The sequence below is a fragment of the Cupriavidus sp. R6-3 genome, from assembly GCF_059772245.1.
The window spans coordinates 1-13,630 of the sequence record NZ_JCBAJO010000133.1 but is presented as its reverse complement, the minus strand read 5'-3'; the positions used below and the strand labels follow the sequence as shown (position 1 = coordinate 13,630).

The following is a 13,630-nucleotide window of genomic DNA, read 5'->3' as shown; positions in this document are numbered from 1 at the left end:
CTTGCGCACCGGCGGCTTCGCCTTTTCCTCGGGGAACAGCACCTGCTCGCCCAGCGTTTCGCGCAGCATCTTGGCCAGGACCTGCGCGTCGGTGCGAACGTCGCCGGCGAGCGCGCTGTCGTCGCGCAATTCCATCACCGAGCGGCGCGCCACGCGCAGCCCGCTGACGGCGAGAATGCTCTTGGCCTTGCGATCGTTGCCGTCGCGCTGCAGCGCCTCTTCGGCGGCCAGGATCGCCTGCGGATACTTCTCGTCGGCGTACTGGATCTGCGCGATCTGGGACCACGGCTCCTGACGCGCGGGATTCGTCTTCGCGATCTCTTCGTACAGGCTCACCGCCTGCTCACGCTGGCCGCCCTTCAATGCCGCCTCGGCCTGCGCCATGCTTTGCGCGAATGCCTCCTCCGATTGCGGACCCGTGGTGCTTCCCGTGGAGGCGCAACCGGAAAACAATGCGGCGGCACCAATGGCAATTGCAAAAGATCGTGAAAAGCGAAAAGGGATCATGGCTCTGACCGTCGCGTGGCTTTGTTGTTGACGTATTGTTCGATGCCGTCCGCAATGAATAAAACAAAGCGGAGTAATAGATTGGTAAGCGATATTGGCCCAATCGGCGCGCAATAGTACACTCTGCGCGTCGCCGCTGACAACCATACCGAGGGTAGGTTCCAAACCGTGAATTAAATGAAACTGAACTCTGGTTTTCATGCGGCAATGCACCGTTGTGCAAGCCATTTCATAACGCCGCAGCCAGGCATCAGGGTCGCGCGCCCCCATAGCACAGGCCAATAAGAAGAATCCGATTTGTATGACTTTTTTACAATTCCTTATAAATCCACGGACAGTGCTGGCCGGGCTGGCGGTCGTCACGCTGGCGTCATGCTCCGTTGGTACCCAGGTGCTGGCCGGCGCGGCCGGTGGAGCGCTGGAGGCGCTGGGAATCAAGCCTACCAACGTACCGGATGCGCAAAAGCCGCCGCGGCAGGTACCATTGCGGCTTTATGCCGGCAATAACCTGAATGCGGCCAATGACAATCGCGCGGCGGCATTGGTAGTGCGGGTTTACACCTTAAAGGAATCGACCGCCTTTATGCAGGCGCCCTTCGACGCCTTTGTCGATCCGGCGCGGGAAAAACAGGTGCTCGGCTCCGAATTGGTCAATGTTCGCGAAATCACGCTGATTCCGGGACAGCGTTATGACGTGATGGAGAAAGTCTCGCGCGAAGCGGGTGCGATCGGGGTGGTCGCCTTGTTCCGCAGCCCGGCGCCGCAGCGCTGGAAATTTGCTTTCGATGCAGCAAAGGGAGAGAAGTCCGGTATCACGATCGGCCTGCATGCCTGCGCCATGACGCTGACGGCGGGCGAACCGCTGACGCCCACCGATGGCGTGCCGCGGTCCTCGTTGAACCTGCTGTCGCCGACCAGTTGCCGGGCGTGAGATTGCAGCGATGATGGCGACCCATTGCCGGCCGCCGGGCCGATCGGAAAAAGAAAGACAACAAGGCTTATTGTGAGTGATTCCGCCAAGATCCTCTGGGGCGAAGGGCTATTCCTTCGCCCGCAGCATTTCCAGCAGCAGGACGCCTATCACGAGGCGCGGCTGCACGCCACCGCGCAGGCGATCCAGCCCTACGCCTGGGGGGTGCGCCATGCCCGCTTCGATACCGACGCGCTCGCCAGCGGCATGCTGCGCATCAGCGAACTGTCGCTGTTCTTTCCCGATGGCGAATGGTATTGCGCGCCGCAATCGGACGAATTGCCGGCCCCGCTAGCCCTGGCCAATCTGCCGGCCGGCGTTTCCGAATCGACCTTCCATCTCGCGCTCTATCCGTTGCGCGATTTCGGCGGCAATTACCGCGAGGCCAGCGAAGGCTCGCCCTCTTCCCGCTTCGTCGGCCAGCAGCGCGATACCGCCGACCTCTTTACCGAGGCCGAGCCGGCGTCCATTACCTATCTGAAAAAGGCGGTCAAGCTGATCGCCGATTCCGAGCCGCGCGACCAATATATTTCGCTGCCGATCGTCCGCGTGCGCCGCACCGCCACCGGCGGCTTCGAACTCGACGAGAACTTCGTGGCGCCGAGCCTGGCGATCAATGCCTCGGCGGTGCTGTACCAGCGGCTGCGCCGGCTGCTCGATGCCCTGCAGGCCAAGGTCAATGCGCTGTACGGCTTTCATCGCGAGCCGACCAAGAACATCATCGAATTCCGCTCCGGCGATATCGCGTCGTTCTGGCTGCTGCATACGGCCAATGCCTCGTTCGCCGCGCTGTCGCACCTGTATCACCATCCCGAGGTCCATCCCGAACGGCTGTTCCAGGAATTGCTGCGGCTCGCCGGCGCGTTGATGACCTTCTCCAAGTCGTACTCGCTGGCCGACCTGCCGGTCTACGACCACGGCAATCCGGGCAAGGTCTTCGCGCAACTCGACACGATGGTGCGCGAGCTGCTCGATACCGTCATTTCCACGCGCTATTTCGCCATCGCTCTCGACGAATCGCGGCCATCCTTCCATCTGGGCCGACTGGACTCCGGCAAGATCGACGACAAGACCCGCTTCTACCTGTCCGTCTCGGCCGATATGCCGACCGTCGAACTGGTCGACGCGATTCCGGCGCGCTTCAAGGTCGGGGCCCCCGACGACGTCGACAAGCTGGTGCTGTCGTCGATGCCGGGCGTGCCGCTGACCTATACGCCGCAGGTGCCGCCGGCCATTCCGGTGCGTCCGGGGGCCTGCTACTTCGCCGTCGAGGCGCGCGGGCCGCTGTACGAACGCATGCTGCAGGCGGGCACGATCACCATCTATACGCCGGCCGGTATCCGGGAACTTCAACTTGAACTGATCGCGGTGACCTCATGAGCTCCACTTCGATGCCCTCGCTGTTTGGCGATGCCCCCGCCGGCGCGGCCAGCACCTTCGCCGATGCTGGCGACGCCTCGCGCCACGCGCGCACGCTGCTCGATCTGCTGTACGACGGCTTCTTCATGCTGTTCCTGCTGCGCAATGGCCAGCCGCCGGACAGCGCCGAGAATTTCCTTGCCAAGGTGCGCGGCTTTCTCGACGAATTCGACCGCGGCGCCAAACGCCTGCACGTGTCGGCCGACGATGTCTTCGACGCCAAGTACGCGTTCTGCGCGGCGATCGACGAGACCATCCTCGCATCGGACTTCGCGATCCGCGCCGATTGGGAACGCCGCCCGCTGCAACTGGTGCTGTTCGGCGAGCAGCTTGCCGGCGAGACCTTCTTCACCAAGCTCGAGGCACTGCGCGCGCAGGGCGCCCCGCGCCTGCAGGCGCTGGAAGTCTTCCATATGTGCCTGCTGCTGGGATTCCGCGGCAAATACATCCTCGAAGGGCCGGAGAAGCTCTCCTACCTGACCGCCCGGCTCGGCGACGAGATCGCGGCAATCAAGGGCAAGCGCGCGCCGTTCGCCCCGCACTGGCCGCTGCCGGACAAGATCGCGCACACGCTCAAGCGCGAGACGCCGCTGTGGATCTTCGGCGCCGTGTTCGCGCTGATCGCGCTGCTGGGGTACCTCGGCCTGTCGTCGGTGCTGAACAAGCAGACCAACGATGCGATGCAGGAGTACTCGCAGGTGATCAAGCTCGGCCCGCGCTTCTCGCATCTGACGATTTCCCTGCCGTAAGGCCAACGTCCATCGATCGTCGGATGGCCCTGCGCCGACCAAGCCCGACGCCGGACGCCAACCACCACTCGCCAAGGTAGCCATGATGCCCACCACGTCGCTGCCGTCGGCCGTACTTGCCACGCTGCTCGGCCAGGGCACAAGGCAGATCGCGCTCGACACACCGCTTCGCGAAGCGAATCTGATCGTCGAGCGCTTTACCGCGATCGAAGCGGTTTCGCGGCCCTTCGCCATCGAGATCGACTGCCTGTCGCCGTCGGCGCATCTCGATACGGTCGAACTGGCGCGGCAGGAGATCACGCTGCGGCTGATGCTGGCCGATGGCCGCTACCGCGCCTGGCATGGCTTCGTCGTCGATTGCGCGGCAATGGGCGGCGACGGCGCCCTGGCGCGTTACCGACTGACCGTGGCGCCGTGGCTCGAACGCCTGCGCGGCCGCGTCGACTGCTACGTCTACCAGGACAAGACCGCGCAGGAGATCGTCGAGGAAGTCTTCCGCGACTATCCGGCCGCCAACTTCCAGTTCTCCGTCTCGCAACCGCTGCGCCGCCGCTCGATCTGCGCCCAGTATCGCGAGAGCGATTTCGACTTCGTGCAGCGGCTGCTGGCCGAGGAAGGCCTGTCGTATCGCTTCGAACACCTGCAGGGCGAGGACGACAAGCCCGAGGGCAGCCAGGCGCGCCATCGGCTGGTGGTGTTCGACAACGATGCCGAACGGCCGCCCTGCCCTCAGGCCAACATCCGCTTCCATCGCGCCGACATGACCGAGGAGTCGGACACGATGACGGTCTGGTCGACGCGGCACAGTGTCGGATCCAACGCGGTCACCGTCTCGTCCTGGGACTACAAGACGCTGACCGCCGCCTCGGCGCAGGCCAATGCCGCTTCGGTGCCGGGCGAATGGCCGACGCTCGAATCGTTCGATGCCCAGGGCCCCTATCGCTATCCCGATGCGGCGACCGCCGACCGCGCGGCGCAACTGCGCATGCAGGCCGAAGAAGGTTCGTTCGTGCGCTTCGATGGCGCCGGTACCGTCCGTCAGCTGGGCGCCGGTCAGCGCTTTGCCCTGACCGAACACTTTGCCGCTGACGGCGACGAATTCGTCGCGCTGTCGGTGCGTCACGAAGCGGCCAACAATCTCGGCACCGATGTCGCCAGGCTGCTCGGCACCACCGAGGTCGAGGCCGGCGGCTACCGCAATACGCTCGAAGCGGTGCGGGCCGACGCCCCGATCGTGCCGCGTTTCCGCGCCAAGCCGACCGCGCCGGAAGGCCAGACCGTCATCGTGATCGCCGAGGGCGAGACGCCCCTGCACACCGATCGCGATCATCGCGTGCGCGTTCGCTTTCCGTGGCTGCGCGCGCCTGCACCGGCAGACCAGAGTGGCCACGGGGGCCAAGCCGCGGCCTTCACCGATCCCGGCTCCGACGATCTGACACAGGTCACCGCCTGGGTGCGCGTCGCCGGCGCCATGGCCGGTCCCAACTGGGGCACCCACCACCTGCCGCGCGTCGGCACCGAACTGCTGCTGACCTTCCTCGACGGCGACATCGACCGGCCGCTGGCCGCGATGCAGCTGCACAACGAGCAGGACACCCCGCCCTGGGCCAACGACGACAAGCCGCTCGCTTCCATGCTGTCCGGCTGGCATACCCGTGGCCTCGGCGGCGACGGCTACAACCAGTGGGTCGTCGACGACTTCAAGGGCCGGCTGCGCATGCGCCTGGCCAGCTCCGCGGCACAGACCCAACTGAACCTTGGCTATCTGGTCGCCCAAGGCCCGCAGGACGCGCAGCGCGGCCCATGGCGCGGCACGGGTGCCGAACTGCGCAGCGACGCGTGGGCGACGGTGCGCGCCGGCCAGGGCCTGCTGGTGTCGACCACCGCGCGGCCTCGCGCCACCGGCACCGTGATGAACATGGCCGAGGCGATCGCGCTGCTCAAGGGCGCGCAACGCACCGCAGACCGCTTGTCGACGGCGGCGCAGACGCAGACCGCCCTGCCCCTGGCCGCCAACGCGTTGTTCGAACCGCTGCTGACGATGGTCGAGCCCGAGCAGGACGGGCACTACGCGGACACGGTCAACGGCCAAGATGCAAAGCAGCCGGACGGCAAGCCGGTCGAGCGCTTTGCCGAGCCGCTGCTGGTGGCGGAGGCCCCCACTTCCATCGCGGTGTCGAGCCAAGAGACCACCGCCGTCTATTCAGGTCGGCATCTGCATGGGACCGTGCAATCGGACTGGCAGCTGACCGCCGGCAAGACCATCGCGATGGCGGCCGCCCAAGGCGTGTCGCTGTTCGTGCAGCGTAATGGCTTGAAGGCCGTTGCCGCCAACGGACCGCTGTCGGTGCAGGCGCATGACGGCGCGATGTCGATTTTGGCGGACAAGGACGTGGTGGTGACTTCGTCGAATGAGGCGGTCGAGATTCTGGCGAAGAACACCGTCGTGCTGCACGGGGCGGATTCGGCGATACGGCTGGAAGGGAATGCGATTACCTTCGAGACGCCGGGGGTGTTTGAGGTCAAGGGGGCTGGGCATCCGTTTAGTGGTGGGGCTGGGAAACCAGCGGTTTTGCCCGCTTTGCCAATTGACGCACTACCGCCTGGGACGCTGTTGCTCGATCACCGTTATCACGATGACGAAGGGCTTGCCGGAGCGGAATACATTGTTAAGTTCTCTGACGGCACGGAGCGTCGTGGCGTACTTGATAGCCAAGGCAAAGCCCTACTAGAGGACGTACCCTACGGAGCCGCGACAGTAAGCTTCGGCCCTATGCCCGGCACGTTCGAACGTAAAGACAAGGCGCCAAATCCGGACCACGACCCCAATCCGGCCGATACCAAGCTCTCAGAACTGGTGAGTAAGTACCTCAGCAGCCATGACCATACGATGAACCGCTCCTGATGTAGAGAAATGTCGAATACAGCAAATAAATCGGCGCCAGGTGGTCTAACCTGGGGGCGCTTTCAAGCGATCTGCGCGGACGTTGGGTCCTGGACCTGGGGAACCGTCAAAGGCGCCTTCAACGAAAAGGCCACGTTCTCTCAAATCATTGTTGATGCGGTAATCGGCATGATTCCGCTCCTCGGCGATGTTACTGCAGCCCGCGATATCATCGCTGTCACCATCGGCCTTGTCGACGACCCCAAGAAACGCGAGGATGTCTGGGAGTGGGTGCTTCTTGTCGTCCTCATCGTGGCACTGATCCCCGTAGTCGGGGGCGTAGTCAAAGGTGTCGGACGGCTCGTCGTCAAGTTGGCGAAAGAAGGTCGCGCGCTTGAGGGAGCCGCGCGATCGCGACACGTCGCAGAAGCCGCCGCTGACACCATCGCATTTTTGAATCGGATTGGCACGAAGAATGCTGAACAGTGGCTCGGCCAACTCAGTTTCAAGAAATATCAGGCGGAAATACTCGAACGATTTTCTGCCCTCATGAACCGCATGCACACCGTGCTTGGAGATATGAAGAAGCAAGCGGGTGCAATCGCTCCGGCATCCCTCCTGCAACGGGTAGAGGGGATTCGCCACGGTATCAAAGAGCTTGCGGACCTTGGCAATCAGATGATACCGAAGGCAATTAAGGAACTCGACCAACAGCTTCGTGAGATGCAGGCATTTGTCCGATCGGGCGGTGAAACGACGAGTCGCAAGAGCCTATATGAGGTCGCGGCAGGAGAACGCGGGGTTACGCGTGCTGACGAAACGCGACTCGTAGAAGGCGGGACATTGCCAGCGCGCTCTGCTCGAGGTTGGAAGCCCAACCCGGCAACCGCAAGCACTCCTAAGAAGTGGAAGAAATACTATCAACCTGAAGATGGCTACCCAAACTTGACCATGCGCCCGAACCGTGAGGGGATCCATACTGCTATTGCAGCATTTAGTGGGCGGATGGTAAACCGGCAGTTAAAAGAAGGCGAAGAGGTGTTCCGGTTGTTCGGCCCGGCAGGAGTAACTCATAAAGTGAACATTGCCGAATCGGCTCCTGGCGGCATCTGGTGGGGTATCGGGAAACCGCCAAATAACGCGAAAGAGTGGCGCGAGCTAGCTGCCGTCCTCGATGAATTTAATCGAGACGGCTATATGGTAGTTGGCCGTGTTACGAACACAGTCGGTCCAAAGTCCGTGGTCGGAACCGTGGCAGAACAAGCTGGCGAGCGACTGCCCGGGCAATACTTACCTGGCGGCGCTACGCAAGCGGTATTCTTCTTGGACAGTTCAACCGGAAACCGGCTGAAGGAGATGGGCCAGGAAGTCATTTCGTCCGGCAAACCTAGCAAACCATGGGAAGACCCCATCAGCGGCATCACCTTTGAAGTGCGACCTACTGGCTGGGTGGACACCAACGGCGTATGGGGCTACCTTACGCCCCCAAACGCAGGTACTGTTCAGACAGCCCGGTTTGGAGCGCGTGAGCAAGCGACTAAGGACAACCGCGAAGTCACCATTGCACCATGAACTCCGCTTACTTCAATCCAACCGAGATCTTGCTGCCTACTCCTCAGGAACGGAAGCAGATCTTCTTTTACCTAAAACGGATCAGCTCCTACACCGCTTGGCATCGCATCTCCATTTTCTATCAGGAATGGGTGGAGGCAACAAGGCGATGTGTCGCGATCGCGAGCGAACGAGGAATCGACGAATTGGCCGGCATCAAAGAAAGCCACTACGTCGGAGCGATACAAGGCTTCGCGCATTTTGAAGAAGGACTTCGGCGCCTCCGGAATGGCGATAAGCGAGTCTTCAAATTCGATGCTAATGGCGAATTTGCCATGGCGGATCGTCCGTTAGGACACTGGGATACTTACATATTGCGGATGTTCGAATGGCATGAGCATCCCCCCCTTGACGAAAACAATACTCCAGGGTGGACCGAATATTTCAGTGCATTTCAAGCTGTAGCCAGCGCTTGGGGCGAATGCTGTCTTATCCTTGAAGCCCGTCGACTCGATGAGCCAGCCCCATTGAGTTACGGCCAAGCGCTGCGTGAACGCCTGTCCCAAATACGCTTCCCCCGCGATCTCCCTGAGGTGCCGGACCCGCAGGACAACATCCTGGTGTCGAGCGGAAGAGCGATCCCATGCTCTGGAATTTGGGAGCCCATTGACGCTCGCAAGCCACCACTATTCAGTCTATTTAGGCAAGACTCACCGAAAGGCCCCTTCACCGTCGTAGGTTGCATGAATTACCTCCATGGCGGCTCAGCGGCGCCGAAGGCATACCAAGAAACAGAAGATGATGGCTTTGAGATGGATGTGGTATGGCGCCTGCTATGGCGCGATGAGCGCTATCAAGACGGCTCCATCCCCGAGGAAGAGCAGCAGTACGAATTCATGACACCAAAGGCAGAGAACAGCCCAGCTCAAAGCAGTCCTGCTGCGGAAAACGCGAAACTTATCTCGCTTGCAAGCGGGCAGCGCGCTACTTACGCGGGCCGTTGGTTAGTAGAGGGCGATCTGTTTTCGAGCTTGACAATCCAGGCTGGTGACATCCTTCCGCTACACAACGGAAAGAAGGTTCGCTGGGTCCTTGCAGAAGAGTAGTTATATCCTGTGCTGGCAAGAAAAAAACCCATACCCCTCCGCAGCAATCTGACTCCTCGGCAGCGGCCAATGCAGTGGAACCCCCGCCCGCCCGTGCCCACGTGCCGATACTAGGTCCACGAGTAACAGATGCGCAAGCCAATACGGCCCTGAAGTTCCCTCATAGGCAACGCCGGCTAGCTGGCGAACTCGGGCGGTCAGGGGACATTGGGGACGTGTCCCCGTAGGCGCAGCGTAGGCCATTGTGGGCACGACAGGCCCTAGACATGAAAACCCTTGCCGTTTCCGCTATTGCTTTTGCCCTGACTCTTTGCTCGAGCGGGATAGTGGCCGCCTCTTCATCCGGAACCTCCGCAGTGTCGCAAGGATCGACACAGGGAAACGCTGACTCCGGCTTGACACTCTTCTACAAACCGGGAGAGACGAAAGCGCCCATCGATGTCTCCGTGGACGGATCGTTCGTCACCCCGATCCAACCGGGCGAGACGATCGACCTGCTACCCTCCTCGCTCACTCTCACGGTAGAACTGACCGCACCACCGCCGCCCGGGAAGGCCGCCGCCCGCACGCTGACTTGGCAAACCGAAATCCGGGAAGGCAAGCGCAAGCACGTGGTCGTACAGTTGACCGACACAGACATCAGCCTGGTTCAACAACGACGCTATGCGCAAGCACGTCCGATCGATAAGGTCTTTGCCTTCGATGGAGAGGACAGCAGCTGGGTCGACGTGTCGCCGCCTCCGCCCAATGCGCTGCGTCGAAACGATAAAGCGTCCCAAGACGGAATTCAGTGGGTGTCGCCAAAATCATGGCCTGTGCGTGTGCTGTTCATCTCTGGCCACGGACTCTACGAATTCAACAAGCAAGGCAACGTCATTCGCATGGATGCGACAGCAACCGTCTACGCCCGTGTCGATAAAGCAGGAGCAGCAAGGCAACAAACCGACCTGGTCGAACGGCAATGTGTTTCACCTGGTCAGCGGCAACACAGTCGTCGACGACAAGGTCGACAGCGCACGGACATTCGTCCTGACAAAACGCGGAAGGATATGCCCAGCCCAACCTATCGCGGAAGCGTATAGGCTTCGCTGGGAGATCCCGTTGCCCATATACAGTGGAGAATGCGATCAGGCCGTTCAATGGAGGCGATCGGGCACGCCTCTGTGGGCCTACCCCGCGGACGTGAATAGCGGCGAGCCGCCGGAGTTGCTATGGGCCGTTCAGTATTTCCGCGATCCCGTGCGACCGCTCTCGGATTTCGAGGGCAAGTGCGTGTATGGGTGTGCCGGAAGAAACTAGCCCGGGCGATCATCTGCTGCCACCTGCGAGCGCCTACTCAAACCGGTGTTAATCCATGACTCCCTTGACTGAAGCGCGGAGCACGAGACATGGTCAACGGCGACACGCAGCCCTGATAGGTAAGCTGGTTGAGCACTTTGCCGAGCCGCTACGGTCGTCGGAAGTACAACGACGCCCCCTAACGGGCACTAGAAACGACGTCTCGTACCTTCCTCAATTGCTCGGACCAGCATTTTTCATACTGACGACAACCTGTATTTTTCCCTAGCAAGAAATTAAAGCTGACTACCTTGTCGACGAGCGGGAGAACAACGGCGTAGCATTGCCCCCCTCTTGGCGCGGACGCACCATTTTGTTCCCAGCCACAAAGCGGAAATGCCTCGAAGACATCCCGCTCACCAACTTTTGCTTTTTGTACGGGCTCTGTGGGATCCGCGATCCTCAATTGGCCTTGCCCGTCGCCCCAATACGGGACCGGCATACCGCCCTGCGCAGTGCACGTTGTCAAGTCTCCGAAGCAGATCGTTCCAGAGTCTGAATAGCTGCCGCCCATAGGACGACGCCTTTCCATCGCAAGATCGTAAACGATGCCGGACTTAGCTGCGTCCGATCCCTCCGCAGATACAGTTTCAGTTATTTTTTTATAATTTCGAACATCGTACTCGATCGATACCGACTGTCCCGCAAAGGACCGAAGGAATTTATCACCTCCTGCCAGACAGCCAGTCGATATCGATGACAGAAGCAGCATTAAAATGGCAGCTTTCATGGACGGACCTCGTCGCTCACAGCAGAATATATACGCACAGTGTGGTACTCGCGATTGTCTATCCCATTGTCACCGCCGTTGATGGCCCGCGTAACCGTTTGAACATTTGTTCGCGTCGGGGCTACACTCGGTATGGTCCTGTTTATCGTACTTAAGGCATGCGGCTCACCACGATGTGGCGATGCAGCCCAATACCATCCACCGGCGTCAATAATTGCGTATTCATCCGTACCGAGAATGTCGGGATTATTAATGAGCGGACGGCGCACATTTCCACGCTGAGTCCACCAGCTTCTCTCGAAAGAATCTCGGCTTACCCATCCGCGATATACCCAATATTCAGTGTAATTGTATTTCCCGGTGAGTTGCTTCATGCCTCGACCGCGGTAGCGGTATCCATCACCCGGCAGATCATTGCCCATGCGGCCACCGTACAGTTGATTACAACTCGCCTCACTCCTACGTTCGATCATCTGAGTCAGCGTCCTGGACTCCTCAGCACCTTGCCCGAAGAAGTGGGCCAAGCGATACCCGGAGGAATTTACATGATACTTGCGGGCGACTCTATTAATTGTGACCCTGTATCTCTCTCGAACCGCATCACTCAGGGCGTTCCTGGCGGTTTCAAGTGAATTCCTCGTTTTTCTCTGGTAATCGTTCTTATATACTTGCGCAAACTCGTTTCGATCAAGCCAGCCACACGCTCTAAAAAGAAGGACAAACTCACGAGGATGGAAATGCCAATGCGATCCAGGTAGAGGTGTTTGGCCGTTTTCCTGTCCTTGGTCATCGTAACGTGGGCTCTGCAACGCAGCCTGCCCCCAAAACGCCAACGCTTCAACATGCGCCCGAAACCGCCCAAACTGCTCTTCCGTCATCGGCGTCGGGTTGTTCGGGCTCCGCACCTTCAGCCATCCCCATCGCGCTTCCACTGTACTGGCATCCCACTCCGTCGGAAACTTGCAGATCAGCCGCTTCAAGAACGCCTGAATCTGCGGCGACCGTAGGCGCTCATGCGCTTCGTCTGCTGAGACACTGCCGTCGCGATTCATATCGACTGCGCGCAGGATGGTTGGTGCATTGCAAAGGCTGTTGCCGTCCTGAGTGTCTTCAATCAGAAACCAACCGCGCCAGTGCGGAAAATCTGCATCGCTGTACTTCGTTACGCCGGCGGCGTTGAGGTTCACCCAACCCGTACCAGCAGGCGTACGAATTTGGCGCCAGTGCGGTACGTCCTCAGGCGCCAAGGCGTCAGGTCCTATAACACGCCCGAAGCGAAGCAGCTCATATACCGCGCTCGGTGCCGGGCGAGCGTTGGCCGGATAGGCCTCGCTGATGGCATTGGCATCGCGATACAGATTGTATTCAGCGTCGCGTTCAGTGAGCGGGTCACCCAATGCCGTTCCGACCGGACGATAGGTTGTCACGTACGCATTGCCGCGCGCGTCTTGCGCGCCGTCTCCTTCGGCATAGCGTAGGCCAACAAAGACCTCTTCACCGAGTGGCGTGCCGCCTGCGGGCGCGGGTTGGTTCAGTGGCGGACGTTGTGCGTATACCGGTGTGTTGGCTGGCAGCCTGAAATAGAGCTCGCCGAACACCGCGTCGTCACGGCCATTCTGGGTTAGCGGGACATCGCCGCTCGTCCTGCCGATCAGTTGGCGCAGGTTGTCGTCGTCACAGATGATTTCGAAGTGAATCCGATTCGCCTGCCCGCGCACGTATCCTGCCTGTCCAAGTTCCGCCTTTCGATTGACTCGACTGCCGACCTGAACCGTGTTCCGGACCGTATGCAAGTGCATGTAGATCGAGAAGAACACTACACGGGTTGGTGCATTGCCCTGACGAGCGGCGCCAATCTCCGTCTCATGCCGAATAACGACCACGCCATCGCTAGTCCTACCACCGAAACTCAACGGGCTGTCAGCAGCAGGCGGAGGCGGCGGCTCGTGTGAACCGCGTCGATAAACCACAGTGCCGTCGGCAATGGCTCGCACCGGCTCGGTGCCATTGGTACCACGCGCAGGCGCGGTCAAGTGCAGGCCTCCGTGCCAACCGAGGTTGTAACTGACCGGATACGACCCGTCGCCCGGCTCACCGCCAGGCATTGCGGCGTCGATCCACTCGCTTTCGGTTTGGTTGGCGCCGCGCGGTGGGAGAAAGGGAGGACTGATCAGCATGGGACTTAGCCTGAGAACTCAGGTTCAGATAGAGAACGGGTAGTCGTTATCGAGGGAAATGCTGTTCTGCGGGAATAGCGGCAGATCACGATCCGTACGGACCGGCCCCTCAAACTTCCTCTGCGCACTCTTGTAAGTAATCGCCCCCGGACACTCCACCGTAATATTCCCACCCTCGATCGTGATCGACGCCCCACCA

General features: G+C 60.6%; 11 protein-coding genes. 7 read left to right on the top strand and 4 right to left on the bottom strand.

The features are described 5' to 3' along the window. Nucleotides 1-507 (bottom strand): outer membrane protein assembly factor BamD (locus AC6EI8_RS17970; RefSeq protein WP_498382532.1); only part of this gene is annotated, 507 nt, incomplete at its 3' end. A 301-nt stretch (nucleotides 508-808) separates the two neighbouring features. On the opposite strand from AC6EI8_RS17970, the gene tssJ reads away from it, so the two are divergent. From tssJ to AC6EI8_RS17935, 7 genes are all read left to right on the top strand, one after another. Continuing rightward, entirely contained in the window at nucleotides 809-1,438 is a 630-nt protein-coding gene (gene tssJ, locus AC6EI8_RS17965) for a type VI secretion system lipoprotein TssJ (protein WP_498382530.1), read from the top strand. 72 nt (nucleotides 1,439-1,510) lie between these two features. Further along, nucleotides 1,511-2,857 carry a type VI secretion system baseplate subunit TssK gene (gene tssK / locus AC6EI8_RS17960; RefSeq protein WP_149318827.1) on the top strand — a complete coding sequence of 449 codons (1,347 nt, stop codon included), beginning with the start codon at nucleotides 1,511-1,513 and terminating at the stop codon, nucleotides 2,855-2,857. Continuing rightward, nucleotides 2,854-3,645 (top strand): type IVB secretion system protein IcmH/DotU, encoded by a 792-nt coding sequence (icmH, locus tag AC6EI8_RS17955; protein WP_150083005.1) that lies wholly within the window; start codon nucleotides 2,854-2,856, stop codon nucleotides 3,643-3,645. Before tssK ends, icmH begins: the two co-directional genes overlap by 4 nt. 82 nt (nucleotides 3,646-3,727) lie before the next feature. After that, nucleotides 3,728-6,550: a type VI secretion system Vgr family protein gene (locus AC6EI8_RS17950; RefSeq protein WP_498382529.1), complete on the top strand. Its 2,823-nt coding sequence runs from the start codon at nucleotides 3,728-3,730 to the stop codon at nucleotides 6,548-6,550. A 9-nt stretch (nucleotides 6,551-6,559) separates the two neighbouring features. Next, on the top strand, nucleotides 6,560-8,101 hold the full coding sequence (locus AC6EI8_RS17945; RefSeq protein ID WP_498382528.1) for a hypothetical protein: 1,542 nt from the start codon (nucleotides 6,560-6,562) through the stop codon (nucleotides 8,099-8,101). Further along, the gene (locus AC6EI8_RS17940; RefSeq protein ID WP_226106479.1) at nucleotides 8,098-9,186 is read left to right on the top strand and encodes an Imm71 family immunity protein; all 1,089 of its coding nucleotides are present in this window, start codon (nucleotides 8,098-8,100) and stop codon (nucleotides 9,184-9,186) included. Before AC6EI8_RS17945 ends, AC6EI8_RS17940 begins: the two co-directional genes overlap by 4 nt. 266 nt (nucleotides 9,187-9,452) lie before the next feature. After that, nucleotides 9,453-10,268: a hypothetical protein gene (locus AC6EI8_RS17935; RefSeq protein ID WP_226106480.1), complete on the top strand. Its 816-nt coding sequence runs from the start codon at nucleotides 9,453-9,455 to the stop codon at nucleotides 10,266-10,268. A gap of 395 nt (nucleotides 10,269-10,663) precedes the next feature. On the opposite strand, the gene AC6EI8_RS17930 is transcribed toward AC6EI8_RS17935, so the two are convergent. From AC6EI8_RS17930 to AC6EI8_RS17920, 3 genes are all read right to left on the bottom strand, one after another. After that, nucleotides 10,664-11,254, bottom strand: coding sequence for a hypothetical protein (locus tag AC6EI8_RS17930; RefSeq protein WP_226106481.1), 591 nt, complete (start codon nucleotides 11,252-11,254; stop codon nucleotides 10,664-10,666). Then, nucleotides 11,251-13,431 (bottom strand): hydroxyethylthiazole kinase, encoded by a 2,181-nt coding sequence (locus AC6EI8_RS17925; protein ID WP_265632359.1) that lies wholly within the window; start codon nucleotides 13,429-13,431, stop codon nucleotides 11,251-11,253. The genes AC6EI8_RS17930 and AC6EI8_RS17925 overlap by 4 nt, the downstream gene beginning before the upstream one ends. A 24-nt stretch (nucleotides 13,432-13,455) precedes the next feature. Further along, a partial coding sequence (locus tag AC6EI8_RS17920) for a DUF2345 domain-containing protein (RefSeq protein ID WP_498382531.1) occupies nucleotides 13,456-13,630 on the bottom strand: 175 nt, incomplete at its 5' end.

Coding starts and splice junctions, on each gene's coding strand:
- AC6EI8_RS17935 (WP_226106480.1), top strand. CDS start 9,453: ATGAAAACCCTTGCCGTTTCCGCTATTGCTTTTGCCCTGACTCTTTGC.
- AC6EI8_RS17925 (WP_265632359.1), bottom strand. CDS start 13,431: ATGCTGATCAGTCCTCCCTTTCTCCCACCGCGCGGCGCCAACCAAACC.
- tssJ (WP_498382530.1), top strand. CDS start 809: ATGACTTTTTTACAATTCCTTATAAATCCACGGACAGTGCTGGCCGGG.
- AC6EI8_RS17945 (WP_498382528.1), top strand. CDS start 6,560: ATGTCGAATACAGCAAATAAATCGGCGCCAGGTGGTCTAACCTGGGGG.
- AC6EI8_RS17940 (WP_226106479.1), top strand. CDS start 8,098: ATGAACTCCGCTTACTTCAATCCAACCGAGATCTTGCTGCCTACTCCT.
- icmH (WP_150083005.1), top strand. CDS start 2,854: ATGAGCTCCACTTCGATGCCCTCGCTGTTTGGCGATGCCCCCGCCGGC.
- AC6EI8_RS17950 (WP_498382529.1), top strand. CDS start 3,728: ATGATGCCCACCACGTCGCTGCCGTCGGCCGTACTTGCCACGCTGCTC.
- AC6EI8_RS17930 (WP_226106481.1), bottom strand. CDS start 11,254: ATGAAAGCTGCCATTTTAATGCTGCTTCTGTCATCGATATCGACTGGC.